This window comes from uncultured Alteromonas sp., from assembly GCF_963976965.1.
GTDB classification, from domain to species: domain Bacteria; phylum Pseudomonadota; class Gammaproteobacteria; order Enterobacterales; family Alteromonadaceae; genus Alteromonas; species Alteromonas naphthalenivorans.
Window position 1 is genome coordinate 21,568 of the sequence record NZ_CAXBMP010000012.1, and the last position, 26,741, is coordinate 48,308.

At 44.6% G+C, this 26,741-nt stretch carries 31 protein-coding genes; 26 read left to right on the plus strand and 5 right to left on the minus strand.

Features of this window, described 5'->3' with window-relative positions; translation table 11 throughout:
* Positions 1 to 5: 5 nt before the first annotated feature.
* The 22 genes from AAC006_RS10895 (at position 6) to AAC006_RS11000 (ending at position 21,176) form a co-directional block, all read left to right on the plus strand.
* Positions 6 to 1,229, plus strand: coding sequence for a hypothetical protein (locus AAC006_RS10895; RefSeq protein ID WP_071978943.1), 1,224 nt, complete (start codon positions 6 to 8; stop codon positions 1,227 to 1,229).
* A 16-nt stretch (positions 1,230 to 1,245) separates the two neighbouring features.
* On the plus strand, positions 1,246 to 1,800 hold the full coding sequence (locus tag AAC006_RS10900; RefSeq protein ID WP_071978944.1) for a HyaD/HybD family hydrogenase maturation endopeptidase: 555 nt from the start codon (positions 1,246 to 1,248) through the stop codon (positions 1,798 to 1,800).
* Entirely contained in the window at positions 1,797 to 2,231 is a 435-nt protein-coding gene (locus tag AAC006_RS10905; protein WP_126873364.1) for a hydrogenase expression/formation C-terminal domain-containing protein, read from the plus strand. Before AAC006_RS10900 ends, AAC006_RS10905 begins: the two co-directional genes overlap by 4 nt.
* A gap of 1 nt (position 2,232) precedes the next feature.
* Positions 2,233 to 3,231: a hydrogenase small subunit gene (locus AAC006_RS10910; protein ID WP_126873363.1), complete on the plus strand. Its 999-nt coding sequence runs from the start codon at positions 2,233 to 2,235 to the stop codon at positions 3,229 to 3,231.
* A 19-nt stretch (positions 3,232 to 3,250) separates the two neighbouring features.
* On the plus strand, positions 3,251 to 5,134 hold the full coding sequence (locus AAC006_RS10915) for a nickel-dependent hydrogenase large subunit (RefSeq protein ID WP_126873362.1): 1,884 nt from the start codon (positions 3,251 to 3,253) through the stop codon (positions 5,132 to 5,134).
* A gap of 234 nt (positions 5,135 to 5,368) precedes the next feature.
* Positions 5,369 to 5,596, plus strand: coding sequence for a HypC/HybG/HupF family hydrogenase formation chaperone (locus AAC006_RS10920; protein WP_013755277.1), 228 nt, complete (start codon positions 5,369 to 5,371; stop codon positions 5,594 to 5,596).
* Position 5,597: 1 nt separating this feature from the next.
* Positions 5,598 to 5,975 carry a hydrogenase maturation nickel metallochaperone HypA gene (locus tag AAC006_RS10925; protein ID WP_240621976.1) on the plus strand — a complete coding sequence of 126 codons (378 nt, stop codon included), beginning with the start codon at positions 5,598 to 5,600 and terminating at the stop codon, positions 5,973 to 5,975.
* A complete protein-coding gene (gene hypB / locus AAC006_RS10930) occupies positions 5,965 to 6,711 on the plus strand; it encodes a hydrogenase nickel incorporation protein HypB (protein WP_126873361.1) in 747 nt (248 codons plus the stop codon). Before AAC006_RS10925 ends, hypB begins: the two co-directional genes overlap by 11 nt.
* Before the next feature lie 4 nt (positions 6,712 to 6,715).
* On the plus strand, positions 6,716 to 7,852 hold the full coding sequence (hypD, locus tag AAC006_RS10935) for a hydrogenase formation protein HypD (protein WP_126873360.1): 1,137 nt from the start codon (positions 6,716 to 6,718) through the stop codon (positions 7,850 to 7,852).
* The gene (gene hypF, locus AAC006_RS10940) at positions 7,849 to 10,167 is read left to right on the plus strand and encodes a carbamoyltransferase HypF (RefSeq protein ID WP_126873359.1); all 2,319 of its coding nucleotides are present in this window, start codon (positions 7,849 to 7,851) and stop codon (positions 10,165 to 10,167) included. Before hypD ends, hypF begins: the two co-directional genes overlap by 4 nt.
* Positions 10,137 to 11,207, plus strand: coding sequence for a hydrogenase expression/formation protein HypE (gene hypE, locus AAC006_RS10945; RefSeq protein ID WP_260563538.1), 1,071 nt, complete (start codon positions 10,137 to 10,139; stop codon positions 11,205 to 11,207). Before hypF ends, hypE begins: the two co-directional genes overlap by 31 nt.
* Before the next feature lie 119 nt (positions 11,208 to 11,326).
* Positions 11,327 to 11,737, plus strand: coding sequence for a MerR family transcriptional regulator (locus AAC006_RS10950; protein ID WP_126873358.1), 411 nt, complete (start codon positions 11,327 to 11,329; stop codon positions 11,735 to 11,737).
* A gap of 24 nt (positions 11,738 to 11,761) precedes the next feature.
* Complete coding sequence (locus tag AAC006_RS10955; protein ID WP_185864189.1) at positions 11,762 to 14,110, plus strand: heavy metal translocating P-type ATPase; 2,349 nt, start codon at positions 11,762 to 11,764, stop codon at positions 14,108 to 14,110.
* Between the two features lie 12 nt (positions 14,111 to 14,122).
* Positions 14,123 to 14,476, plus strand: coding sequence for a cupredoxin domain-containing protein (locus tag AAC006_RS10960; protein ID WP_044447459.1), 354 nt, complete (start codon positions 14,123 to 14,125; stop codon positions 14,474 to 14,476).
* Between the two features lie 46 nt (positions 14,477 to 14,522).
* Positions 14,523 to 14,846 carry a DUF2933 domain-containing protein gene (locus tag AAC006_RS10965; RefSeq protein ID WP_013755268.1) on the plus strand — a complete coding sequence of 108 codons (324 nt, stop codon included), beginning with the start codon at positions 14,523 to 14,525 and terminating at the stop codon, positions 14,844 to 14,846.
* Positions 14,836 to 15,489, plus strand: a complete 654-nt coding sequence (locus AAC006_RS10970) for an isoprenylcysteine carboxylmethyltransferase family protein (RefSeq protein WP_013755267.1) — start codon at positions 14,836 to 14,838, stop codon at positions 15,487 to 15,489. The genes AAC006_RS10965 and AAC006_RS10970 overlap by 11 nt, the downstream gene beginning before the upstream one ends.
* Positions 15,490 to 15,499: 10 nt before the next feature.
* The gene (locus tag AAC006_RS10975) at positions 15,500 to 15,844 is read left to right on the plus strand and encodes a hypothetical protein (RefSeq protein ID WP_260563537.1); all 345 of its coding nucleotides are present in this window, start codon (positions 15,500 to 15,502) and stop codon (positions 15,842 to 15,844) included.
* Between the two features lie 156 nt (positions 15,845 to 16,000).
* Positions 16,001 to 16,372, plus strand: coding sequence for a hypothetical protein (locus AAC006_RS10980; protein WP_044447462.1), 372 nt, complete (start codon positions 16,001 to 16,003; stop codon positions 16,370 to 16,372).
* A 92-nt stretch (positions 16,373 to 16,464) separates the two neighbouring features.
* A complete protein-coding gene (gene gdhA / locus AAC006_RS10985; RefSeq protein WP_126873378.1) occupies positions 16,465 to 17,802 on the plus strand; it encodes an NADP-specific glutamate dehydrogenase in 1,338 nt (445 codons plus the stop codon).
* 82 nt (positions 17,803 to 17,884) lie between these two features.
* Positions 17,885 to 19,252 (plus strand): MMPL family transporter, encoded by a 1,368-nt coding sequence (locus AAC006_RS10990; protein ID WP_126873357.1) that lies wholly within the window; start codon positions 17,885 to 17,887, stop codon positions 19,250 to 19,252.
* Positions 19,210 to 20,190 carry an MMPL family transporter gene (locus AAC006_RS10995; protein ID WP_126873356.1) on the plus strand — a complete coding sequence of 327 codons (981 nt, stop codon included), beginning with the start codon at positions 19,210 to 19,212 and terminating at the stop codon, positions 20,188 to 20,190. Before AAC006_RS10990 ends, AAC006_RS10995 begins: the two co-directional genes overlap by 43 nt.
* A gap of 35 nt (positions 20,191 to 20,225) precedes the next feature.
* Entirely contained in the window at positions 20,226 to 21,176 is a 951-nt protein-coding gene (locus AAC006_RS11000; RefSeq protein WP_126873355.1) for a hypothetical protein, read from the plus strand.
* A gap of 33 nt (positions 21,177 to 21,209) precedes the next feature.
* Here the strand turns inward: AAC006_RS11000 and AAC006_RS11005 are convergent, their stop codons facing one another.
* Entirely contained in the window at positions 21,210 to 21,782 is a 573-nt protein-coding gene (locus AAC006_RS11005; protein WP_126873354.1) for a sce7726 family protein, read from the minus strand.
* Positions 21,783 to 21,856: 74 nt separating this feature from the next.
* Here AAC006_RS11005 and AAC006_RS11010 point away from each other — a divergent pair, with 74 nt between their 5' ends.
* From AAC006_RS11010 to AAC006_RS11025, 4 genes are all read left to right on the plus strand, one after another.
* A complete protein-coding gene (locus AAC006_RS11010; protein ID WP_105934407.1) occupies positions 21,857 to 22,183 on the plus strand; it encodes a hypothetical protein in 327 nt (108 codons plus the stop codon).
* 19 nt (positions 22,184 to 22,202) lie between these two features.
* Positions 22,203 to 23,204, plus strand: coding sequence for an ImmA/IrrE family metallo-endopeptidase (locus AAC006_RS11015; protein WP_126873353.1), 1,002 nt, complete (start codon positions 22,203 to 22,205; stop codon positions 23,202 to 23,204).
* A 4-nt stretch (positions 23,205 to 23,208) separates the two neighbouring features.
* The gene (locus AAC006_RS11020; protein WP_126873352.1) at positions 23,209 to 23,844 is read left to right on the plus strand and encodes a hypothetical protein; all 636 of its coding nucleotides are present in this window, start codon (positions 23,209 to 23,211) and stop codon (positions 23,842 to 23,844) included.
* A gap of 96 nt (positions 23,845 to 23,940) precedes the next feature.
* Positions 23,941 to 24,105: a hypothetical protein gene (locus AAC006_RS11025; protein ID WP_044447465.1), complete on the plus strand. Its 165-nt coding sequence runs from the start codon at positions 23,941 to 23,943 to the stop codon at positions 24,103 to 24,105.
* A gap of 131 nt (positions 24,106 to 24,236) precedes the next feature.
* On the opposite strand, the gene AAC006_RS11030 is transcribed toward AAC006_RS11025, so the two are convergent.
* Genes AAC006_RS11030 through AAC006_RS11045 form a run of 4 tightly spaced genes read right to left on the minus strand, consistent with a single transcriptional unit; the run spans position 24,237 to position 26,741 of the window.
* Positions 24,237 to 24,989, minus strand: a complete 753-nt coding sequence (locus AAC006_RS11030) for a MauE/DoxX family redox-associated membrane protein (RefSeq protein ID WP_044447467.1) — start codon at positions 24,987 to 24,989, stop codon at positions 24,237 to 24,239.
* Between the two features lie 39 nt (positions 24,990 to 25,028).
* Entirely contained in the window at positions 25,029 to 25,538 is a 510-nt protein-coding gene (locus AAC006_RS11035) for a DUF305 domain-containing protein (RefSeq protein ID WP_044447469.1), read from the minus strand.
* 22 nt (positions 25,539 to 25,560) lie between these two features.
* Positions 25,561 to 25,995 carry a two pore domain potassium channel family protein gene (locus AAC006_RS11040; RefSeq protein WP_185864188.1) on the minus strand — a complete coding sequence of 145 codons (435 nt, stop codon included), beginning with the start codon at positions 25,993 to 25,995 and terminating at the stop codon, positions 25,561 to 25,563.
* Entirely contained in the window at positions 25,995 to 26,741 is a 747-nt protein-coding gene (locus AAC006_RS11045) for a copper resistance protein B (protein WP_126873350.1), read from the minus strand. The genes AAC006_RS11040 and AAC006_RS11045 overlap by 1 nt, the downstream gene beginning before the upstream one ends.

The following is a 26,741-nucleotide window of genomic DNA, read 5'->3' on the forward strand; positions in this document are numbered from 1 at the left end:
AAACTGTGATCACAAATTCCATTGCGCTGGCAACCTCACTGTTGGTAGCAATAGTATTGTTTCTGCCTCGCCTACGACAATCTGTCCAATGGCGAGCGACAGTAACACCGCTGGCTTCAATTATTGGCAGTGGCTTTTTGATCATTGCACCACTGCTGCATTCGGTAATGGGTAAATGGGCGCTACTGGGCATTATTTTATTGTCGACTCTGGCATATTTGTTGGGTTCAGTCATTCGCTTCAATATACGTCATGCAGAGCCTGAGCTTGCTCGCAATTCACACGGCAGTATCGCAACGCTTGAGAAAGCCAGTCAATGGGCCCTCGGTGCTGCATACGCAATTTCTGTGGCGTTTTACATTAGCTTGTTTGCCGCGTTTGTCTTTGACCGCTTTGCTATTGACGATACAACGCTCATCAAATTGTTTACCAGTGGGCTGCTTGTCATTATTATGTTGGTCGCTTGGCTTCGTGGTGCAAGAGGATTGGAAACCATCGAGTTATTCGCAGTCACAATTAAGTTGGCGATTATTATTGGTGTACTAACAGCACTAGCAACTTACGATATACAAGTAAAAAGTGCGTGGTTTAAACATGAGGCGATACAATCCCTCAGCCATTTTGAAACCCTTAGCATGCTTGCCGGTATGCTCATGGTGACACAAGGGTTCGAAACCACGCGTTTTATGGGCAATAGCTATAATGCAGAGCAGCGTATTAAAGCGGGACGATATGCCCAGTGGATTGCCATTTTCCTTTACGTTGTTTTTATTGGTTTAACCTGTCCCATTTTTCTCGATTTTCCGATAACCGAACTGAATGAAACAACCATTAGTTATACCCTGGGTCAAGCCATTTGGGTATTGCCGATATTATTACTTGTGGCCGCGACGGCAAGCCAGTTAAGTGCCGCATTAGCCGATACCATAGGTGGCGGTGGTTTGCTAAAAGAGCTCTTCCATTTATCTATATCTCCTCAGTTTTATTATGTTCTTGTCATCGCGATTGCCGGCATATTAGTTTGGTCATCCAACGTATTTGAAATCATTAATCTCGCGTCAAAGGGATTTGCACTTTATTACCTTATACAAACACTCATCGCATTCAAGCTCGTACTACTGCGGCCCAAAGAACAACGCTTCAAATCGCTTCAATTGCTTGGTCTTTGCGCGATTGTTGTTTCCTTATCCTTTGTGATTGGCTGGTCAATACCAGCACCGCACAGTTAATAGAGGACAGAGGCTAATGCAATCCGCAAAAACATGTACGCCAGCAGTTCGCGTCGCAAACAAGGTTAAGCAATATACCATAATAGGGGTAGGAAACATTTTACAGCGTGATGATGGCGTTGGTATACATGCTATCCAAGCCTTACAGCCCATGTTTGAAGACTATTCAAATGTGTCGTGCATTGATGCTGGGACACTGAGCTACGAATTATTAGAATGGGTGTCAAATTCAGATCATACCATTGTCATAGATGCCGCCTATATGCGATGTCCAGCTGGCACGGTTAAAGTCTTCAAAGATGATGAAATCGCGCAGCAATTTGAACAGGCAACGGCGCACTCTGTTCACCAAATTACGTTACGCGATACCTTATTAACCAGCCAAACATTGTTCTCAAAACCGACTGAAGTGACGTTAATTGGCGTAGAGCCTGAAACAATCGAGTGGGGGACGTCCTTAAGTCCAAAAGTCAGTGTCGCGCTCTCTTCCATCATGGATATCGCGTGTGCGTGTCTTTCTACCGATAATTTTCACGCCAATACTCCAGCGATTGAAAAGGAGTCACGATGAACGAAGAACTCATTTTTATAACATCTAATGCTGACACTACGGGCAATGTGATCCCGCTTTTGCATCAGATTCGTCATGCCTTATCCCAGTTACTTGCGCAGCAAGAAGAAACCACGATAGACCTGCGGCGATTGCCATTGAGTGCAAGTGAAGAATCACAGTTGGAGACTTTTCTGGGTCATGGAGAAGTGAAAGCAGATATTCAGGCACTGGGTGACACAGTGGTAATCGAATCACGATATACCGGCGTCTGGCTTGAAACGCATTACAACGAGGAAGCCGAGATCATGGGCAAATATGTGCATATCTGTGACTGTCCACCGCTCATAAAATCTCAACCAGAAGATATGGTGTTATCGCTCAATAATATCGTATCAGACATTCAATCAATGTCTGATACATCGACGAATGACGCGGCTGAGGAGGATTAAAATGTCTCTACCCACACTAAATGCGCAGTTACAAGCGTCAGGTATATCCAGACGCACATTTCTAAAGTTCTGCGCTACGACAGCATCATTGCTCGCCTTACCTCAAAGTGCGGTTGCCGACCTCGCCAATGCACTGGGGAATGCAAAACGACCTTCTGTTATTTGGTTGCCCTTTCAAGAATGTACTGGGTGCACCGAGGCGATTTTACGCTCTCATGCCCCCACTCTGGAAAGCCTTATCTTCGATCACATTTCATTGGATTATCAACATACAATAATGGCTGCCGCTGGAGAGCAAGCAGAGGAGGCACGACGCGCTGCAATGGAAGCGCACAAGGGACAATATTTGCTGTTGGTCGATGGTTCGGTTCCGATGGGGAATCCCGGTTACTCAACGATCAGTGGAATGAGTAATGTTGATATGTTGCGTGAATCGGCCAAAGAGGCTGCGGGTATTATTGCCATTGGTACCTGCGCATCTTTTGGCGGGATCCCCAAAGCTAACCCAAATCCGACGGGCGCTGTTGCAGTCAGCGACATCATTACTGATAAACCAATCGTCAATATTTCAGGATGCCCACCACTGCCTATCGCGATAACAGCAGTGTTGGTTCACTACCTCACATTTAAGCGTTTTCCTGACCTTGATGCACTGCAACGACCACTCGCCTTTTTTGGTGAAACCATTCACGACCGATGTTACCGGCGTCCGTTTTTTGAACAACGTAAATTTGCAAAATCGTTTGATGACGAGGGGGCTAAGAAGGGCTGGTGTCTGTTTGAGCTGGGTTGCAAAGGGCCTGAAACTTTTAATGCGTGTGCAACCGTTAAGTGGAATCAAGGCACCAGTTTTCCTATTGAATCTGGGCACCCGTGTCTTGGCTGCTCTGAGCCCGACTTCTGGGATAAAGGCAGTTTTTACCAAGCCCTTTTTCCATGGGAACGATACAAATCTAAACCGGGTAAAGGTGGACAGAAGCACGCCGGTAAAAACGCATAAGACACAATAGGCAAAGCATATGGACAAGACATCAAATAATGACCGATTGGTCGTCGATCCCATCACTCGAATCGAAGGCCATCTTAGGATAGAAGCTGAAATGGATGGTAATACGATCAAACAGGCGTTCTCTTCGGGTACCTCTGTACGAGGAATTGAACTGATCCTGCAAGGCAGAGATCCTCGGGATGCGTGGGCGTTTGCTCAGCGTATCTGTGGCGTTTGTACATTGGTACATGGCATGGCATCGGTTCGCGCAGTCGAAGATGCCCTCAGAAAAGCGTGGCGTACAAACGCCAAGTTAGGAGTGGCTATTGGACATCCGGCCATGACGTCCATGCCAAAAGGGCCGCTGCAACATGGTAAAAAAGGCAAAGGGCACCGTCATTCAGGCACCGTGATAGGTTCATTGAGTGAAGCTGAGATGGCTATCCCACAAAATGCACAATTAATCAGAAACATCATGATCGGCACCCAGTATGTGCATGATCACGTGATGCATTTTTATCACTTACATGCCCTTGATTGGGTTGATGTTGTATCGGCTTTAGATGCGGATCCAGCTAAAACGGCAGCGCTTGCTGGTCAACTTAGCGATTATCCTCGTTCATCTCCTGGTTATTTTAAGGATATGAAACAAAAAGTTAAAACGCTGGTTGAGTCGGGACAACTGGGGATATTTAACAATGCATATTGGGGGCATCCGGGCTACAAACTGCCACCTGAAGTAAATTTAATGGCGCTAGCGCATTATCTAGATGCGCTAACGTGGCAACGTGACGTTGTTAAAGTTCACACCATATTTGGTGGCAAAAACCCTCATCCCAATTTTGTCGTCGGCGGTGTACCGTCACCCATTAATTTGAATGCATCAACAGGAATTAACACACGACGATTAGTGCAATTACAAGATGCCATCACCCAAATGAAGACATTTGTCGATCAAGTGTACTATCCAGATATTTTGGCCATTGCGGGTTATTACAAAGAGTGGGGAACACGAGGCGAGGGGCTGGGTAACTTTCTAACCTATGGGGACCTACCGACGACCTCAATGGATGATCCCGCGTCATTTTTATTTCCCAGAGGCGCAATACTGGGTCGCGACTTGAGCAAGGTATATGAAGTCGACTTAGATGATCCATCTGAAATTCAAGAATTCGTTTCTTCATCTTGGTATCGCTATAGCGGCGGAAATACAAGTGGCTTACATCCTTTCGAAGGGCAAACAAACCTTGAATATACCGGCCCAAGGCCCCCGTATAAGCACCTTAATACGAGTGCTGAATATTCATGGTTGAAAAGTCCGCGTTGGAAAGGCCATGCAATGGAGGTCGGTCCGTTAGCGCGTGTATTAATGATGTATGCGAAAAAGGATGCTGCAGCGCAAGACATCGTCAACCGCTCTCTTTCTATCTTGGACTTAGCGCCCTCAGCACTTTTCTCGACACTCGGCAGAACGCTCGCCAGAGCGGTTGAAACCAAAATTATCGTCAACCAGCTACAGGATTGGTATGACCAATTGCTTGATAATATTGCGAGCGGCGATACCGATACGTTCAACCCTTTATATTTTGACCCAGCGAATTGGCCTGTAAAAGGTCAAGGCGTCGGGGTTATGGAAGCGCCCAGAGGCGCTTTAGGGCATTGGTTAGTCATGCAAAATGGAAAGATTGATAACTACCAATGTGTCGTGCCCACTACATGGAACGCAGGACCTAGGGATCCTAATTCACAGGCCGGCGCGTATGAAGCCGCGCTGCAAGATAAACATACACTACATGATCCTGACCAACCTTTAGAGATTTTGCGAACGCTTCATAGTTTCGATCCGTGCCTTGCATGTGCTGTGCACGTGATGGATGAAACCGGTGAAGAGCGTCTGCAACTGAAAGTTCGTTAGTCATAGTTGAGGAACTATTATGAGCATCCAAAATATTACAAAGCATCTTACTAACCCACTAATATTAATTTTCTACTCGGTGTTGGGCTCACCAGCGAGCTACGCGCATCCGGGCCACCAAGGCGATCATTCCTTACTGTTAGTCGCACTCCTGTCAGTCACAGTGTTAGTGGCGGTTGGGCTCTTTGTGTACAGAGCGAGAGTGAGAAGTGACGCAATACGGGTACCACAGTAATGTGCCTCGCTGTTCCAATGAAAGTCACAGGAATAAAAGGCTTTAATGCGATATGCGAAGCCAAAGGTGTTTCTCGCGAGGTCAGTTTACATTTAATACAAGGATCAGGTGTCAAGGTGGGTGACTATGTAATGGTGCATGTGGGTTATGCACTGCAAGTGATCACGTATGATGAAGCGCAAGTGACGTGGGAGTTGCTCGATCAGGTGATTGCTTACGATGCATGAAATGAGTCTGTGCTATAGCTTGCTTGACACAATTGCCGTTTACCAACGTGCAAATATGGATAAGTGTGTCGGTCTTGTCCACGTCAAAATCGGCCCACTTTCAGGTGTTGAGCCTGATTTACTGCATCAGGCTTTTTTGACTTGTAGGACACACTCTATCGGCGATCAGGCAGCGCTTCAAATTCACACTAGCGCTATCAAAGTGCGCTGCACATTGTGTGGGAAACATAGCCGTGCAGTAGTAAACCGTATCATATGCGCTAGCTGTGGTTCGTGGCAGACAGAACTCATTCAAGGCGATGAGTTTGTTTTACAGCGAATTGAATTCATCCCGTCCGAAATATCAACCGAACCAAAGGAAAGACAATATGTGCGGTAATTGTGGGTGTGAAACACCTAGGAAAATCGAAAAGCCTATTCAGCAAATGACAAACGTCGTTGAGGTTCATGCGAATCTAAAAAGTAGCAATGATACCCAAGCGATCACAAATTGTGCTTTGTTTGATGCACATGATGTGATGGTGATTAATTTGATGTCATCGCCAGGCAGCGGAAAAACACGGTTGCTGGAAGAAACCATCACTGCGCTCAAATCTCAATACAACATGGCGGTGATTGAGGGCGATCTCGAAACTGAAAATGATGCTAACAGGATTAGGCGTCATGGTGTGCAGGCTGAGCAAATTGCGACAGGGCAAGGGTGCCATTTGGACGCTAATATGGTGTTTAAGGTACTCGGGAAATTTAACCTCGAAAAGCTAGACGTTTTGTTTATTGAAAACGTTGGCAATTTAATTTGTCCCGCATGTTTTGATTTAGGGCAGCACTTGAATGTGATCTTGTTGTCGGTACCAGAAGGCGACGATAAACCCGAAAAGTACCCCGTTATGTTTCGTGCCGCAGATGTCATGCTGATTTCAAAGACCGACTACTTGCAGTTCCACGACGAATTCAATGTGGCGCGTGCGATCCAGTCATTTCGTAAAGTGGGCAATAACGCCCCTGTTATAGAAGTGTCTTCAACGCAAAGTAACCAGCTTGAGGCATGGTTTGCTTACTTTATAGAAACCATTAATGCTCGTGACTCTCGCTCATTGCAAGAACGGGGAGCTTAAGAGTATGTATAGTGTTGAATCGTTACTATCTCTGATCAAGAAAACGCCGCTTACAAAACCGCTCCGTATTCTCAATGTCTGTGGTGGTCATGAGCGCGCGATCACGCGCGCTGGCTTTAGAACGTTATTTCAACACAATATTCATCTGATCCCCGGCCCAGGCTGCCCCGTCTGTATTTGTCCAGAAGAAGATATCGCATTCGCGATTCACTTAGCACTCAACGAAAACGTCGTCATTGTGAGTTTTGGTGATATGCTCCGCGTGCCCATCGATTGTGCTATCGATGGTTGTGATTCATTGATAGCAGCAAAAAATAGTGGAGCAGATGTTCGTCCTATTTCGTCTGTGCAAGAAGCAGTATCTATTGCGATAGGTGAACCTGAAAAGGCGGTTGTATTTTTTGCGGTCGGTTTCGAAACCACCATGGCACCGGTTGCAGCAGCATTGCTTGCTGATTTGCCCAATAACCTTAAAGTTTTATTGTCTGGACGTCTTACTTGGCCAGCTGTTGCCCATGTGCTTAGAAGTCAAAAAGATACATTTGACGCCCTTATTGCACCAGGCCATGTCGCAACCATTATGGGATGTGAAGAATGGCAATTTGTTATCGACCATCATGATTTACCCGTCAGTATTTCAGGATTTCATCCAGAAAGTCTGCTTTTGTCGATCCATGCACTTATCAAAAACTGTTCTAGCAGAGTCATTACACTGAACAATAGTTATCCCGAAGTGGTCAAGCACCATGGTAACTCAGCGGCTAAAACTCTTTTAAAAACAGCGTTTACCCAGGTTGATGCGCATTGGCGTGGAATTGGTGTCATACCGCGTTCTGGATTTTCATTGGCTGCAAAATTGTCGCACTTAGACGTTACCAACCATTATGAGCCAATCGATTCTAGTTCACGAATTATACAAACCGGTCTAAAAACACCCCCGTCCTGTGAGCAAGTGATACTTGGGCAAATGGCACCTGATGGGTGCCCATTTTTCGGTAAGGAATGTATACCGGCTTCGCCCAAAGGAGCCTGTATGGTTTCCGACGAGGGGGCTTGCAGAATCTGGTATAGTACTGGTGAGCGCTCAGTAATAGAAGTTATTGAAAAGGGAAATACGCAAAAAGTGGAGATAAAGTCATGACGGCTTCCGGCTCGCACGAAGCAAATCAAAATAATGCAAAAACGATTGCGTATGAGCTAATCATTACAGGGATGATCCAAGGCGTTGGCTTTAGACCCTTGATTTACCGTTTAGCCCATGAAAAAAACCTTGTGGGATGGGTCAAAAACGATTGTGGGTGTGTGCGCATACATATTGAAGGCTCAGAATCAGATGTTGAACAGTTTTCATATGACTTACTAAATAATGCGTCACTGGTATCGTTGTGTTTGCTCGAAAAGAAAAGCATTAAACCCAATGGCTTAGGCACATTTTCGATAGAAGAAAGCAGTCATGACCCATTAAGCGGGACGGTATCAGTGCCTAAAGACTTGTATTTGTGTGACGCTTGTCAGTCCGAGTTACTGTCTACAGCTAACCGGCGCAGTGATTATAGTTTCATCGCGTGCAGCGAATGTGGACCACGATTCTCGATGTTGCGGGCAATGCCCTATGACAGAAAAAATATTAGTATGTCTGCGTTTCCTATGTGTGAGACGTGTCACCAAGAATATCAATCCCCGCATGACAGGCGCTTTCACGCACAGCCTATCAGTTGTCGCGCATGCGGACCTGAAGTGTTTTGTTCAACAGTTGGCGGTCGTGTGATCGCGCAAGGTGATGACGATGTTGTGACTGCGGTTGTGGGATGCCTTAACCAAGGTGCAATCATTGCGTTAAAAAGTGTCGGCGGGTATCACTTAATTTGTGACGCGCAAAACACTGAAGCGGTTGATCTACTGCGGCGACGAAAGAATCGACCCGACAAGCCTTTTGCGGTGATGCTTCCAGAGCCGCAAAGCGATGTTCCTGGACAGAGTTGGCTCGATAACTGTGTGGTGGTAAACAGTCAAGATAAAGCGCTCCTATCAAGCTCTATAAGACCTATTTTGCTTGCACCAAAAAAACGCAATGCACCCATTGCAGAAAACGTAGCGCCAATGCTTAGTGATTTGGGGGTGATGTTACCATGCAGTGGTTTGCATTTGATGCTCATGAAGCAATTCAATCGTCCGATGATCGCAACCTCAGGCAATGAATACGGTGAACCTATGGTCACATCGACGTCGTCTGCACAACAACAGCTTTCCATGTTGGCTGATTTTTTTGTTCATCATAATCGCGATATCTGTCACACACTTGACGACTCCGTTCTAAGAACTGTGATGTCAGGCGCTATACCGTTTCGTCTAGGGCGGGGCTTAAGTCCCCTGGAATTAACGCTTCCCTATGACGTGGAAGAACCCCTTCTCGCGGTGGGGGCGAATCAGAAAAACACGGTATCGTTTGCATGGAAGAACCGACTAGTGGTAACGCCGCATATTGGCGACCTAGATTCGCCTATAATGCAGGAACATTTTGAAAAATGTATCAGTGATTTTCAAGACCTTTATCATGTCAGTCCGCAGCGTATTCTGTGTGACCGACATCCTGGCTATATTAGTTCTCGTTGGGCCAAGGAAAGCCCATTACCGTCCAGTGAAATTTTACATCATCGTGCCCACGCATCCGCCTGGGCGTTATCTGCTGAAGTCTCGTCACCTAGTTTGGTTTTTGTATGGGATGGGGCAGGGATAGGCAGTAATGGTGATTTGTGGGGTGGTGAAGTGTTTTGGGGCTCACCGGGCAATTGGAAACGCATTGCATCATTGGCTCCTATGAAACTGCAAGGCGGGAATAAAGTACCATATCAGCCTTGGCGCAGCGCCGCAGCACTTGCATGGGAGACTAGTTTCACGGAGGTCGATTTGACCCACTTTGACCCAGAGCACCTGAGTTTCAAGGCATGGAAAAACGAACTTAATTGTTATTTTAGTAGTTCGATGGGAAGACTGTTTGATGCAGCTGCGTTTGCCTGTTGTGAACAAAGTGAAGTCTCATATGAAGGGCAAGCACCGATGATGCTTGAGAGTGTTGCATCCACGCCATCCAAGATTGTGCCGTTATCCTTGATACAGAAAAGTGATGATTTCATTCTAATGGACTGGCGAACGATGGTGCCTGACCTATTTGATAAAACAGTACCCGCACAAATCCGCGCCGCAAATTTTCACGCATCACTCATTGAAACTGCGTGGGAGTTAACCCAGCGTTGTCGCAAAAAGTATGATTTCAAACATATTGGTTTGGCCGGAGGCGTCTTCCAAAACCGCATTTTATGCGATGGCCTAGCTGAACGTTTTGCACAATCAGACATTCCTGTTGTTATCCCAAGCAGTTTACCTTTAAACGATGCAGCAATAAGTGTCGGGCAAATTCACGAATATTGCTCAAGGAGATCATCATCAAAGGCATAGAGCGTAATAATCGAGCATCATCAGAACCGTTGGACACCGATACTATTCGGTTAGCGCAAGGCAATGGTGGAATATTGACCAAAAAACTTATTAATGATGTGTTTAAAAATACTGCCAATAAGGAACTAGATCTGCTACACGACGCGGCTTCGGTAACCTTCGCCGGTCCCTTTCTGAGTATGACAACCGATAGCTTCGTTGTCTCACCTTACACATTTCCAGGTGGCAATGTGGGGGCATTAAGTATTTACGGTACCGTGAATGATCTGGCTGTCGTTGGCGCGACCCCTCGGTATATCAGTACTGCATTCATTATTGAAGAAGGCTTTTCGATGACGGCTCTCAAGGAGGTTGTCCATAAAATGCATCAAGCTGCTGTAGAAACCAATGTGTCCATAATAACGGGAGATACTAAAGTCGTTCCAAAGGGATTCGGTGGTGGCGTTTATATCAATACAACGGGTGTGGGTGACAGCCAAGAAACACCAATTTGGGATACGAGTCTTATAAGGCCGGGCGATCATGTACTTGTCAGTGGCTCTGTTGGCGATCACGGTGCTTGCGTATTACTGGCGCGTGAGGACTATGGGTTGCATGGCCAATTAAAGTCCGACTGTGCCAGCGTTTTCCCGTTAGTCAATGCAATCAGAGACTTAGAAGGCGTTCGTTTTGTCCGAGACCCAACGCGTGGAGGACTATCAGTGTTACTCCATGACGTGGCAACTGAAACGGGTTTCAATATCGAGCTAATTGAAAATAACATTCCGGTGCGTCCAGAGGTCGCAAGCGTGTGTGACATTCTAGGCTTTGATCCTTTCGTTTTGGCTTGTGAGGGACGCGTTATTGCAATTGTCAGTCCCGATATTAGCAGCGAAGTACTCACTCATTGGCGGGGTATAAAAAACGGTGAAAATGCCCAACATATTGGTGTTATATCAAAAAATACAGACTTAAAGGGCCGCGTGTCGATTATTACGCCAATGGGAGGGCGACGCTTCATGAGTGAACTTGAAGATGAGCCACTTCCACGGATCTGTTGAAGGTTTAGGTGTTGACCTGTGAGCGGCTCACAGGTTTATCGTATGAAGGTGAGAGTAAAACATAGGATTAAAGGCGTGTTGTAGCAGCACAACTATGTTGATAAAGAAGGGGGTTTAAAATGCGGGTAAAACAAATAGCAGATGCACTAGATATTAGCGTTGATACCGTACGCTATTATACGCGCATTGGACTTTTGGTCCCAAATAGATCCCACAATGGATACAAGTATTATCGGCCGGCGGATGTGACGCGACTACGATTCATTTTAAGTGCTCGGTCACTAGGTTTTTCGGTCAATGATATTAAAGAGATCCTAGTTACATCTTCACAAACCAATGCGCCGTGTCCAACGGTAAGGCGTGTTATTGAAAAGAGGTTGAAAGAGACTGAACAGCGGTATCAGGACATGCATGAACTTAGAGAGCGCATGCGCTTAGCCACTTCAGAGTGGCAAAACAAACCCGATCAACCTCCAACGGCCGATACGATATGCCATTTAATTGAAGGTTTCACAGCGCTTAAGTCATAACAAGGTTTAAATAGGGAGTGGTTTATGAATTCTAAAACAGACAGTGCGAAAGCACATGGGTGTTGTAGTGGCGGCGATAAAACATCAACTGCGAACGAAGCGGTTGACACTAAAACGCAGACCAGACAGGTGTCTTCCGATGCAGGCGAGATACAACTTAATATTCAAGGGGCGAGTTGTGCCAGTTGCGTCACTAAAATTGAAATAGCCTTAAAACAAGTCGCAGGCGTCACCAGCGCAGAAATGAACTTTGCACAGCGTACAGTGCTTATCAATGGTAATGCCTCGCCAAGCGAACTGGTTCGTGCGGTAGAAGAAGCTGGGTATAACGCAACGCTGGCAAATGCCGATTCTGATGAGGCTGCCATTGAAGAAAAAGAGCAAGCGGATTGGGCATATTATAAAAAGCTAATGCGACATATGGTCATTGCATTGTCGCTTGGAGTACCGCTCATGATCTATGGTTTGGTAACCGGGGAAATGAGCGTCAACACGACCACGGAGCGAATTGTATGGTTGATTATTGGGCTCATGACATTAGGTGTCATGGTGTTCTCTGGTCGTCATTTTTATGTGGGTGCATGGAATTCGTTTAAAAATCATTCGGCCAATATGGATACTTTGATAGCCTTGGGTACAGGAACCGCCTGGTTGTACTCGATGACAGTTGTGTTCTTTCCGGGGTATGTCCCTGAAATGGCACGACATGTTTATTTTGAGGCAACCGCCATGATCATCGGCCTAATTAATTTGGGCCTGGCCCTTGAGATCAAAGCACGCGGTAAAACCTCAGAGGCCATTAAAAGGCTGATAGGCTTGCAAGCCAAGACTGCACGTGTCATTCGAGATGGCGATGATATTGATATTCCTATTGAAGATGTTTTGCTCAATGATCTTATCCGGGTTCGACCCGGAGAACGCATTTCTGTAGATGGTGTAGTCGTCGAGGGCCAAACCAGTATTGATGAATCAATGCTAACGGGTGAGCCTATGCCAATTGAGAAGCGAAAAGACGATGAGGTTGTGGCCGGTACCATCAACAAATCAGGCTCTATCGTCTTTCGGGCAGAACGCGTGGGAAAAGACACCGCGCTAGCTCAGATCATCAACATGGTAAAACGTGCACAAAATTCAAAACCACCTATTGGTCGATTGGCAGATGTTATTTCTGCCTATTTCGTGCCGGTTGTTATGATCATTGCCGTAATGAGCGCACTAGCGTGGCTCAATTTTGGTCCGGCTCCCGAGGTTGCCTTCGCAATCGTGTCAGCAACCACGGTACTGATTATTGCATGTCCTTGCGCATTAGGTTTAGCCACGCCGATGTCGGTCATGGTGGGGGTTGGCAAGGCGGCTGAAGCAGGCGTACTTATCCGCAACGGTGAAGCGCTGCAATCTGCTTCGAAAATTACCACAATGGTATTAGATAAGACCGGCACCATAACAGAGGGGGCGCCTAAAGTTACCGACGTTGTTATTGCGTCAGCTCACAATCAAGATGACGTGCTTTCGTTAGCTGCAAGCCTGGAGTCGGGTTCCGAACACCCACTCGCAATGGCGATCGTTGAATCAGCGAAAGAGCAAGGTGTGCCGATCCACTCGGTGACTGATTTTGAGTCCATTGCAGGGAAGGGCGTAGCGGCAACACTGAATTCTCAGCGTTTGCTATTTGGCAATGAAAAATTGATGAAAGAAAAATCAATAGAACTTCATCATTACGTTGATAAAGCGCAGAGGCTGGCCGCAGAGGCTAAAACCCCAATGTATTTCGCGATTGATTCAAAATTAGTTGCCGTCATTGCTGTTGCGGATCCAATAAAATCAGACTCAATAGATGCGATTAACCGCCTACAGCACAACGGAATACGTGTGGTGATGTTGACGGGGGACAATCGTATGACTGCAAAAGCCGTTGCTCGAAAGGCGGGGATTGTTGATTACGTTGCTGAAGTGATGCCAGAAGATAAAGCAAACAAAGTGCTCGAACTTCAACGTGAGGGTGAAATCGTCGGAATGACCGGCGATGGGATCAATGATGCGCCCGCCTTAGCCCATGCCAACGTCGGATTTGCTATCGGAACAGGCACTGATGTCGCAATAGAAAGTGCAGATATCACGTTGATGCGAGGCTCCTTACATGGGTTAGCGGATGCGATTGCAGTGAGTAAGGCAACGCTGAGAAACATAAAGCAGAATCTCTTCGGAGCATTTATCTATAACGTCGCGGGGATCCCATTTGCTGCAGGTGTTTTTTATCCATTTTTAGGCTTACTACTAAGCCCAGTAATTGCCGGTGCAGCGATGGCATTCTCGTCGTTAACGGTAGTGACCAACGCGAATCGATTACGTTTATTCAAAGCTAAAGAGCACTAGGAGAACCTAAAGATGATGTGGATTAATTTGATAGGGTTAGTCGTGATTGGGCTTATTGTTTGGTGGTTTTGGCTTTACCAAACAAAGTCAACTGAAGTACGAGACGGCAGCATCGAAGTCCGCGTGAAAGATGGCGTGTATCAACCTGCCAATATCACAGTGCCCGCGAATGAGTCTGTACAACTGATGTTCTACAGAGAAGATGCGACTCCCTGTGCGGAAACACTACTAATACCCGAGTTGGAGATCAGTGAAACATTAGTGCTTAACAAGCGTGTGATGGTCACTATTCCCCCCAAAAAGGCAGGTCGCTATCCGTTTCATTGTCAGATGCAAATGTACCGTGGCACTTTGGTGATCAAGTGATTTACCGTTTTCTGAAAACTTAAACGACACAAAAGCGAGGTGTATTGTGAATAAACAAAAATTACCTTTTTGGCGCACCCCCAGTGGTTGGTCCGCCATCGGACTTATAGCGGCGGCAAGCTATTTCTTGTTTGTCGAGCATGGTGAACATGTTTTCCCTTATTTACCATACTTGATCCTGCTGCTATGCCCAGTGATGCATATCTTTATGCACGGAAGTCATGGTAAAGGGCATGAGACACATACTAACGACGAGCAAACATTTAAAGAGCAAACCGAAGACAATGATCAATACAGACAAGGTTATATCGAAGGGTTAGAGCAGGCACGCAAGGAAAGACGTAAAACGGAGAGCGACAATGCACGGTGAATCAGATTATGGGCTTTGGACGTTAGTCATCATTAACTCCGCAATATTTATCTTTTTTGCGTTTAGTTTCGTCAAGCCGAAGTCAAAAACAGACTGGCGAAGCTTAGGCGTATTTTCCGCTTTTATCGTGGCGTTATTTACTGAAATGTATGGTTTCCCGCTTACCATCTATTTTTTGTCCGGTTGGTTAGCCGAAAGTTACCCAGGCGTAGATTTTTTAAGTCACGAAAATGGTCACTTGTGGCATACACTGTTGGGGTTATCTGGCGATGCGCATTGGGATGTACTGCACATCTTGAGTAATGTTCTCATCGTTTTAGGATTCTTTGTTTTATCTGCTTCGTGGAATGTCCTGCATCACGCGCAAAAAACGAGCAGCTTAGCGACCAGCGGTTGGTACGCACGTTGTCGGCATCCCCAATATGTTGCCTTCATTGTGATCATGTTTGGCTTTTTACTGCAATGGCCAACACTACCCACTTTGCTCATGTTTCCCATTCTCATTGTTGTCTATGTTCGACTGGCCAAACGCGAAGAGCAGCACGCCGAAACTGAGTTTGGTGATACCTATAGGCAATATAAGCAAGCCACGCCAGGTTGGTTCCCACGATTTCTCAATTCAAACGTTTCAAGCCCCGTGTAAGGATTTCAAAATGAAGAAAGCATTAGTTTCAATATTGTTTGTCGCAGGCGTTTTATCCGCTACCTTTACGAGTGCTCAGACATCCATGAGTGCCGATGAGATGTTACGCAGTAACGAGCGCGTCATGGATGCATTAATGCAACGCATCCAACGGATCAATGACGTTTCTGAGAGGCAAACGTTGATTGTTGAGCATATGAAGATGATGGATACCTACTTAACGAGTATTGAGAAGAGGATCCAAAGTGAATCTAATACTGAACAAAAGATACGATTAAAAGAGACATATAGAAAGGCCTGCAAAGAAGTCTTGTTCTTATCGAGAGCGGCATATCAGCAAGCGACATTGTTGTGATGGGGAACTCGATAGATGAACATTTGTTGTTAATAGAACAAAGAATGACAGTTTTACGATCGTTAATGCAGCAAGTGGTTAATGCCAATAGCGTTTTAAGTAATTAGAGACGTGACTGACATAACTGCGTAGGAAATTAATTTATAGGAGAAAAGTATGAGCGATTTAGATCACAGAGTGGGCGTTTCTGAGGCTAATTTAGTGGTACGGCATTTGAAGTTAACCGGCATTACCGACGGTAATTTATTAGCAATTGTTGCTGAAATTGATGGGACCTTTGGTATTGATGCCGTTTCATTTGAAGAAGCCAAAAACACTTTGCATATCGGCTATGACGCGACCCACTGCAATTTAGATGGCATTGAGACAATCATTCGTGCACACGGTGCAGACATTTCTGATGATTTTTGGACAAAGATGAAAGAAGGCTACTACCAATTCGTTGACGAAAACATTCGTGAAAATGCGAAACATAAACCCTGGAGCTGCCATCGTGTCCCACCCGGGCAAAGCAATAGACAGAAATAGTGTAGCGCGAATCGAGCAACTTTGTGTTGGACTTCACCAATCAGCACTAATTAAAACAGGATATTAGCACTGTGGATCATAGTAAGAATGAAATGGACAGAATTAAGTCATTTAATTCGGCAATAATTGCAAGAAACCCAGCTGAACATGAATTCCATCAAGCTGTGCAAGAGTTCACAGGGGCAGTAATGCCCTATGTTATGGCCAATGCCAAATATGATGATGGGCATGTATTAGAAAGAATGACAGAGCCAGACCGTATTGTCATTTTTAGAGTATGTTGGGAGGACGATAACGGCCATATTCACTGCAATAGAGCATGGCGAGTCCAATTTAACAATGCTATTGGACCCTATAAAGGAGGCTTGCGCTTTCATCCCAATGTTACGCAAAGTGTTCTTAAATTTTTAGCGTTTGAGCAAGTCTATAAAAATGCATTGACTGGACTTCCGATGGGAGGTGGTAAAGGGGGAAGTGATTTCGATCCGAAAGGAAAGAGTGATCGCGAAATCATGCGATTTTGTCAGTCATTGATGATCGAACTTTCTAAGCATATTGGGGAAGATACTGACATTCCAGCCGGCGATATTGGGGTGGGTGGAAGAGAAATTAGTTATCTGTTTGGTCAATACAAAAGACTAAAAAACAGATTCGTGGGTACGCTAACAGGCAAAGGACTTTCTTATGGTGGAAGTCTTATTCGAACGGAGGCGACAGGCTATGGTGTTGTTTATTTTACTCAGCACATGCTGAATATGCGTAACGAGACATTAGCAGGAAAAACAGCCTTAATTTCGGGCGCCGGCAATGTTGCGATTTTTTGCGCAGAAAAATTGATTAATGAAGGTGCCCAGGTCATGACACTGTCTGACTCAAGTGGTTTCATTTACGATCCTGATGGATTTGACCATCAAAAATTAGCATTTCTAAAAACGCTTAAATTTGTCAAACGGCAACGCTTGAGCGAATACACGGAAAACTACCCACACGCCATATATCATCAAGGCAAAAGGCCTTGGCTTATAAAGGCTGATTTGGCCTTTCCTTGTGCAACGCAAAATGAACTCGAACTTGAGGATGCTAAACTCCTTGTTGATAACGGTATACAGTTGATCGCAGAAGGCGCAAACATGCCTTGTACCCTTGAGGCGGTCAAATACTTTCAGGCTAAAAGTGTACTGTTTGCACCTGCAAAAGCGGCAAATGCTGGAGGCGTTGCCGTTTCTGGGCTAGAGCAAACACAAAACTCACTTCGGCTTCCTTGGACAAGAGAGGAAGTTGATTCACGACTTCAACAGATCATGGCGCATATTCATCGCCAATGTGTTGAATATGGAAAAGAAGACGGTGGCATCAACTATGTGAAGGGGGCCAACATCGCTGGATTTGTAAAAGTCGCCGATGCGATGCTTGCGTATGGAATAGGATAGGGCACTGAGTGACTCGTTTCCGTATGCGGTCGTTTTTCTGCCTAATTGTGTTGGGCTTATACCCGTATAAGGTGAGCGCCTTTTGATTCGTTCAGAAAAATTTTGTGATTTGTGGGTGTCGATACTCTCGCGGTATCGGCTCATTGCCCTGTTTGCCTTACTCATTTTGATAGGCGGACTAAGCATGGGTATCAACCATGTGGTTTTTAATGCGGACTATCGTGAGTTTTTTGAAATCAACGATCCGCAGCGCATGAAGTTTGACGAAATCCAAGACGTTTTCGGCAGTAGCGACAATATCATGTTTTTACTGGTTCCCGCATCGCGGGATGTCTTTACGGAAGAAGTTTTTACGGCCATTCATCAACTAACCGAGCGAGCCTGGCAGATCCCGCATTCCTATCGTGTTGATTCACTGACTAACTATCAATATTCATGGTCTGTTGGCGACGATCTTATGGTTGAAGATCTACTCCCCGACATTGATAATTTATCGTTTGAAAGACTTGCGTGGGCAAAGGAGGCTGCGTTGAGTGAGCCTGGACTAATGGGGCGGTTACTCAATAATGAAGCCTCGGTAACAGCCGTAAATGTTTTGGTCAATGTTCGCGGTAAACCGGCTAGTGCAGAGCATAATGCGGTGCAATATGCCTATGCATTGAGTGAGGAATTGCGTCGTGAATACCCTCAACTCGATGTTTACCTCTTAGGCGAGGTGATGGCAAATGCGACGTTCAACGAATTATACGTTCAAGATACCACGACACTTTTACCGCTGATGGTACTGCTTATTTTACTGTTGGCCATGTTTGCGCTTAAAAGCGCAGTGGCATCAATCCATATTCTTGTCGTAGTAATTGTGTCTGTAACAGCTTCAATCGGTTTGATCGGCTGGCTAGGCGGCGCGTTAACGAGCCACTCATCCGCTGCGCCAATTATCATAGTCACGCTGGCAATTGCAGATTGTGTTCACCTGTTAACGCACTATTTACGATTTCGTCAAGAAGGAATTCTCAATGAGGACGCTATCGCTAAAAGTGTCGATCGCAATGCAAAAGCTATCTTTTATACCAGCTTGACGACCATAATTGGTTTCTTAAGTCTCAATGCAAGCGATTCACCGCCATTTAGAGATCTCGGTAATTTCGTTGCGCTTGGCGTCATGATGGCGTTTTTATTCAGCGTTTTATTACTACCGTTATTACTCATGTTCTTTCCTTGTTCGCCGCGGGGCAACCTCATTCAAATTACATGGAAAGCGTGGATAGATATGTGCCATAGAAACGCGAGAAGCATCGTCGCCTTAACTGTGATGATACTATTAGGATCTGTGTATGGCTTGAAAAAAATGATTTCAACGATGACTGGATTGCATACTTTGATGAGTCTGTTTCTTTCCGACAAGCCGTGGATATTAGTGAACAACACCTTAGTGGCACAACGACATTAGAATACGTGCTCACGAGTCAAACTCGTGTTACAGATCCCGTTTACTTACGAGATGTGGAGTCATTTACACAGTATTTGTATTCATTGCCACAAACAAGACACGTATTTACATTTACTGACGTGCTAAAGCGACTAAACCGCAACATGAATGGTGATGATCCTGCTGAATATTTAATTCCAAAAAACAGAGAGCTCGCGGCGCAGTACTTATTGCTCTATGAAATGTCTTTACCGTTCGGCTTAGACGTGACCAACCAAATAAACTTAGATAAAACTGCAATGCGCATTATGGTGACATTCAAAAACTTGTCTTCTACTCAATTGATTAGTCTGGAAAACGAAATAGCTGTGCACTTGAACAAAGTCGAATCGTTTGATTTTTTTGTCACTAGCCCCAGTAGCATTTTCGCCCATCTAAGCCACAATAATATTCGAAGTATGCTGATAGGGACGGTACTTGCGATGATATTGATAGCCTTTGTACTGATGTTTGCGTTGAAATCAGTCAAGCTTGGCGCACTTAGCGTGATCCCGAACGTTTTACCTGCTTTTGTAGCATTTGGCGTATGGGGACTATGGGTATCAGAAATAAATCTAGGGTTGTCGATTGTAGCGAGTATCACGATGGGCATTGTTGTCGATGATACTGCACATTTCTTGACACATTATCAATATGCTTGGGAAGCCTGCAATTGTAATCGAGTTGACGCATTAGTGAGAACCCTTGAAGAATCCGGTCACGCCATTGTGCTGACGACATTTATTCTAATGATGGGATTTTTAGTATTGGCAAGCAGTGATTTCATCATCAACGCAAACCTTGGGTTGTTGACGGCAATTACCCTGGCACTGGCGTTAGTCGGGGACTTACTGGTGTTACCTGCGATTCTATTACTACCGCAAAAGCGCAATACAAACCCCACTAACTTGGCGACATAAAGCAAGCAAAATGGAAACAATGATAAGGAGAAACGATGTATTATCCCAACTTACGTGTAAAAGCTGGAGAGCTTAAAGCATTGTCACATGCCCCAAATGATTGGCAGGAGAAAATATGCCCCATTTGGAATGTAGAATTTTTAGCATCATTTGAAAAAGCGATCCCAGCGATTGCCGCCACTTGGCCAACTAACAATATAATGGACCTATCTCGTTTTCAATTAAAACGAGTATCAGCACATATTCAACAAATGATTGTTCAGCATGGGTTGCGTTTTGCTATCGATCCGTTTGAAATATCTGATTTAGACAGCAGCGTTGTGTCCGCGTTTGAAGCAAATCCGATATTTCGAATTGAATTTAGTAACGATGTAAGTATCTTTGACGATTCAGTGATTGACGAGCTTGAAACCGCTCTTATACCTTTTGCCTTTAATACTAACACACTACTGCTCATTGATATGGGTGAAGCCAATGATGCAATGATTGCGAGGGCATCGAGCGTTGCAACTGCCATTGAGCAGTTGCATGACGTTGGCTTTTCTAACATTGTCTTTTCATCAGGCGCTTTTCCCACCACACTACAAAATATTGTGGGCGATGAAGAGATCCCCCGGTTGGATAAACAGCTTTATCAAGATGTGGCGGGTGCATTAACATTTGATCTCCACTATGGAGACTATGGCACGTTAAGTCCTCTTTGGGATTCTGGCGAAACACGACGCTCTGGTCATATTGCAATTAAGTATACACTTGATGATCATTGGCTGGTTTTGCGACAAAAAGGTAAGAATACCCAAGCGATAATAGAATTAGCCGAATTCTTAATATTGCATCCCGATTATCGTGGCCCGGCTTTCTCGTGGGGAGATGAAAACTGGCACAACAAAACACTGACACCTCCGCAAGCTGGACCCGGCAATTCAACCGGTCATGTAGCAGAGTTTATGAATCACCATTTTGCTCAGGTGTTGTTTAATGGATAACGATGTAACCATGATAAGCGCTCTATAGCGCGTCTAAGCAACTTGCTCGCTGGGACGCCAGCGAGACAATTGTCGCTGGGTCAATGCCTTTTTTGTCGCCTCTCTTAATTGTGAAAGCGTCAGGTGCTCTGCAATTGTCTTGCGCAGTTGCTCATGATGCATTCGCCCGATGCCTTTAGTGATCCCAGACTGTTGTAAAATGGCACGAGCATCTTGGTTCTCTAGTAGATCAGCCATTCCACTGATATTCACATGAGGGTTGGACTGGGCTGTCCTGACAGTACGTAATTGACCCGAGCCAGATACTTCAAGCACTCCCCACCATTTCGGGATAATGCCAAATGCCTTATTCAAGTGTTTTGTCGCACAGACTAAGGTGACTCTGTCAAAAGACTGTTCATATTGCCACCCTTGGGAAAAGAGGCGTTTCAATGTATCTCGGTGACTCTTGATCTCAAAGCACTCAAGTCGGCTGCCACAGAACACAACATCGGCCCGAGTAAGCCCATTTTGAATAGGAACTTCTTCGCACAGTTGGTTTTCTGAGAATGACTTACGTCTTGCAAGTCGCGCAAATAATAAGTGTCTAATTTCCGGATCAGTCATGTTGATAGCTTACTTGATTTAGTCTGTAAATGATAATAACATAAATAGTCAATTATGCATTTAATATATATATAATGAATATCGATAAATTACAAAAAGATTTACTAAAAAAGTACTGTGACAAGGGATTTAACACATCTGTGTCTATCGCTGAACATGTAAACATGTGTCAGTCGACGGTTTATAGAAATTTGTTCCAGCCACAGAAAAAACTAACTAAAGGGTTATTAGTATTATGCAATTATGCAAATATTAATTATAAAAAGTATCAAGAAATTGATCCTAAATCACATCAATACTTAATGGATGTGTTAACTAACGTTTGGAATGGTACTGACGGTCACGCAAAGCAATTGGGGAGGCTGTTATTGGCGGCACACTCATGTAAACTTGAGCAATAATAATGACATTGGGGGCGAGATGACCGCATTCAAGCTTCCGTCGAAGTCGGCGGTTTACAAACAGATCCGAGATGTCGGCATTAGTAGGGCTACCCTCAATAGAGTGCTGCCTGCGTGGTGGGATGATGCATTATTACAAAGCAACTCAGGTTTTTTACAGTTTGCCAAAGTACTTGATCAACGATTAGGATTAAGTGTCTCAGTCAACGATGGCAACGTATCATTTTTACCCGCTGCTTACACGGTACAATTTAAAAAGCGCGCTCATATCGATATTCAACAATTGTCTGACGCAACTTTTTTATGTCAAGCGGTGGCAAATACACTTATCACAGTGCTCGAGTACAATCACTGCACACCCGATCTTATCCGTTTACAACAGTCGTTGGACTCATTAGGGGAACTCACATTAGCCAACGTGTTGCCAATTTTTTGGGCGTGCCATATACCAGTCATTCATGTGTCTCGCTTTCCAACCAATATTGCACGACCTGCGGGAATGGTGATGCGCTCTAATGAGCATTATGCCATCGTACTGGGTCATAAACACAAGAGTCCCTCTACGCAGCTTTTTGTATTGTTACATGAGCTTGGGCATATCATGTGTGATCACCTTACGCAGGATGGAAGCTTAACGGATTCAGTGTTACCTGAATTAGGGGAATCATTAGAAGTTGAGACCGACCCACAGGAAGACGAAGCCGATGCGTATGCGCTTCGACTGCTGCGCAAAGAGACAGATATTGTTTCAATGGTAAAGCGACTTGGGCGATTGAGTCGACCTGCTGAATTGGCTATTCAGGCTAAGCGTTCAAGCCAAGCGAGCGGCGTCAGTGCTGGGCACTTTGCATTGACGTATGGGCGCGAAACAAGAGATTGGATTTTGACTCAGCAAGCGCTGCGGTTTTTAGAAAAGGGAAACGCCATAGCGACATTACAATTTTCATGTGCTGAGGCAATGCAGCAGCTAGACGTGCGTTCAGAGGATAGTGAGTATCTAATGAGTATGCAGTCTGGGTAGCATAGTGAAAATTAATATTTTTACGGATAACGATGTCATTTTTAAATTGGCACGTTATGCATTATTGACTGACTGTGTCGACCTGTTTACTCATCACAGCTATGTGTTCCGTTACCTTGATGCATTGCCATATGTTGCGGGCATACACACCCCTTCAAGAGCGAATAAAATGGGATTCGAACCGGCGCACATACAAAGTATTCTTTATTTTGTATCTCACAGCGAACCTGTCACAATCTCCGACGAGCAAGCCCTTGATGTTATTGCACAACTTCGTACCCCTCACCTTGACGCAGGAGAACTTATTCTCACGTTTGGCGCTCAAGAAAACAAACCATCAAACCTTTTTACGGGTGATAAACGAGCTTTAAAGGTGGTTAACCGAATGCAACATAACGGTGTATTAGCAATGGAAGGTTGCCATATGCTCCTGTTGGAAGAGGCTATCCGTTTGCTTATGATGTCTGGTGATAGAGATCAGGTTATTGCAAGTATCCAATCTCGTCCACATGTAGATAAAGCGATTGATATATGTTTTCGTGACATAGCGTCGGTAGACGACGCCTTGAAAAGCTACATAGAAAGCATTCGTTCTCAGTGCAGTTTACTGTCATTCGGGTTAACCCAAAACATTTGTTAACATGGAAATTTGGCCTGTTATTTGCGTTAGATAATGTGTGTGTTATCCGGCACACCAGTTTTTAATGAGATCAACGCGAACAGAAGGGTTTCCACGATGCTAAATACCGATTTACTCCAAGTCACGAACACGCCAAATCAAGCCATTAAACCAACAGACAACGAAACCAAACAAAGTGAAGACGGGGGTTGTAACAAAGAGAAGTTTGAAGATTCGCTAGAAAAAGCTTTCAAAGCATTCTCGACAAAGAGTGACGATTAAAAACGTGGCAAGTTTTGGCCGCTGGAAGCGCCTATTTTCCCATTGCGGGCAAATGGGCGCATAAAGTATTTTAGAGCAATTTGGAAAGTGATTGTGGCTTCATCAATAGGTGTTAGAGCAACACCCAATGTTTAAGCTCCAATTGCTTGATAAAGCATCCAAATTCCAGCACCAATCATAAACAAATTTTCAGTAAGCGAAACAAAACCGAGGGGAACATTACTGTCTCCGCCGACGCAAGCGCATTTCAACTCGCGTTTATCTACGTAAACAGCTTTAAATACCGATACTGCACCAATGGTTCCAATAAAGAGAGATACGGGGCCAACGACATAGCCTGATATTCCGGCAAGCATACCAATCCCAGCGAACGCTTCCGCAAATGGATAAACGTAACCGTATCGCACACTGCGCATCGCTAGTAAATCATAAGTAATAAAAGAATTAGTAAAGCCATATAAATCGCGTAATTTTTGAATCGCAAGAATCGACATACTAAGTGCAACAAAGACTTCGATGACTGGAACGGTCGAAAGTGACCCAATTGTGCCGGCGTGCGCGAATACAATACCTAACGCCATTAGAAATGCGGTCGCAAAAATGGCAATAACCGGCGTGTAGGTTGTGCCAGTCTGCCCCGCTTCTCCCATATCAAAAAATTCCCTTAGCTCGTCATATCCCCCAATACGGTTGTCATTAATAAATGTTTGAGGTGTTGTTTCAACGCCATGTTTACCCTTAAATTTATCCGTTTCTTCACGAGAGCTAAGTTTATGATCGTCGATTTTATAACCTTTTCTTTCTAACAGGTCTTTAGAACGCAAGCCATAGGGGCAAATATGTTCCTTCGTATGCATTCTGTATAACGTTGCAGATTTACTCATGTTTGCTATCCGGTATAAAATAATAATAAAAGATAATCGTTACTTTTTACTAAAGTCGGGGACTGGGCGCTGAGTTGCTTCATTCGCTGAGGCCACGATGCCATTATTGTTGATATCTGAGATTAACCATTTCATTTCCTTAATCTCACGCTCTTGCGCGTTTATAATTTCTTCGGCCAATTTTTGAACTCGGACATCATCAATATTTGCACGCTCACTGGTTAAGATCGCAATAGAGTGATGAGGTATCATTGCTTTCATCCACGCGCGACCTTCAATGGTGACTTGCGATCGCACCAAAAACAGCGCCAAACAAAAAACAACGACACTACCTACTAAAATTGAAGCGTTTTTAATTTTGCTTTCATACATATTCAGCATAAATAGCAGCATGATGACCGCCATCATCGCCCCCATGTAGATAGCCATGTATAAGCGAGTCTCGCTAAAGAAAACGTGTTCAATTGAATATGAATTTAAGTACATCATAACCAACATAAAGGCGGTAGAGGTAAGTATCATCACGAAAAATTTAGTATATTTAGTCATGTTTAATTCCTTGAATTCTAGATTAATGTTTCATGTATTTAATTAAAACTGAGGCCGAACAGCTCACGAGTAAAAAGCCAGTCATTGCTTCTATTCCAGCAAGAAATCTCAAATGAGAAGTCGCTTCAATCTGGCCTAGCCCAAGCGTAGTCAAGTTGATTAGCGAAAAGTAGAAAAGCTCAATAAACTGGTTTAAGCTGCCACCCTTTAAGTTCCCTAGGTCTATTGCTATGGAAACTTTAAAAGCAAATGTAAACCACAGAGCTGCTAGCAATTGAGACGCTGTAATCCCACAAAACAGTACAATTAAACCGCGTGCTCCATTGCGAAGACGAACTATGAATTTCGTCAAGTACTGCAATATACGGTAATGGCTAATTGCACTTGCAATAATTGCTAGTAATGCGACTGACAACTGAATCAGTAACGCCATAAACTGTTGGGATAATTCAGACATTAGAACCACACTCGGGCACCGAGAACCACACCTGCTTCATGCACAGGATCGCCTAGGCCACGTAGATTATCCGCTGAGTTTCCCAAAGCTCTAGACCAATAGGCACCAATATACGGGGCAAATTCCCGTGAGACCTCCATTCGATAGCGAAGGCCAACACGAATTGAATTAAACCCAGAAGGTCTATCAAACCGTTCTGACTCAGAAAGTGAAGCAGAGAGTGATATTCGCGGTTGCAAATATGAGGTTTGTGAAATGCGATAGTCATACTCGGCTTCCATTGAGACACTGACATCACCTTCTTCGTTAATAATAAGTGAACTATCTACTTCGAATTGATAGGGTGCCATTCCAAAAAGACTAATAACAGCATAATTTTCCATATTACTGTCACTCGTCAATTCGCCACGGGCGCCAATTCCAACCTGAATTTCCCAAAAAGGTGCAATTAAGCGACTAGCAAGCAGTTCAGCTCTTTCAATATCCGTTGGCTCCCCATCGTTTTGTTTATTTTCACCTTCACTTTTAAAATAAAGACGGTACGTGTCGCCTCCATACCATGCGATCATATCCCAAACCGCGATGTTCTCCTCACGGTTGTTGCGCGCTACTTCTAGCCTGTCAAATAGAACAATACCATTAAGTGTATCTTTGACAGGCGATGGCCAGCTTTCAGGTGTTTCTTGTGCGACACTACGAAGTGTTACGGTAAGTATTATTAGTCCAAATATAATTCGTAAATTCAT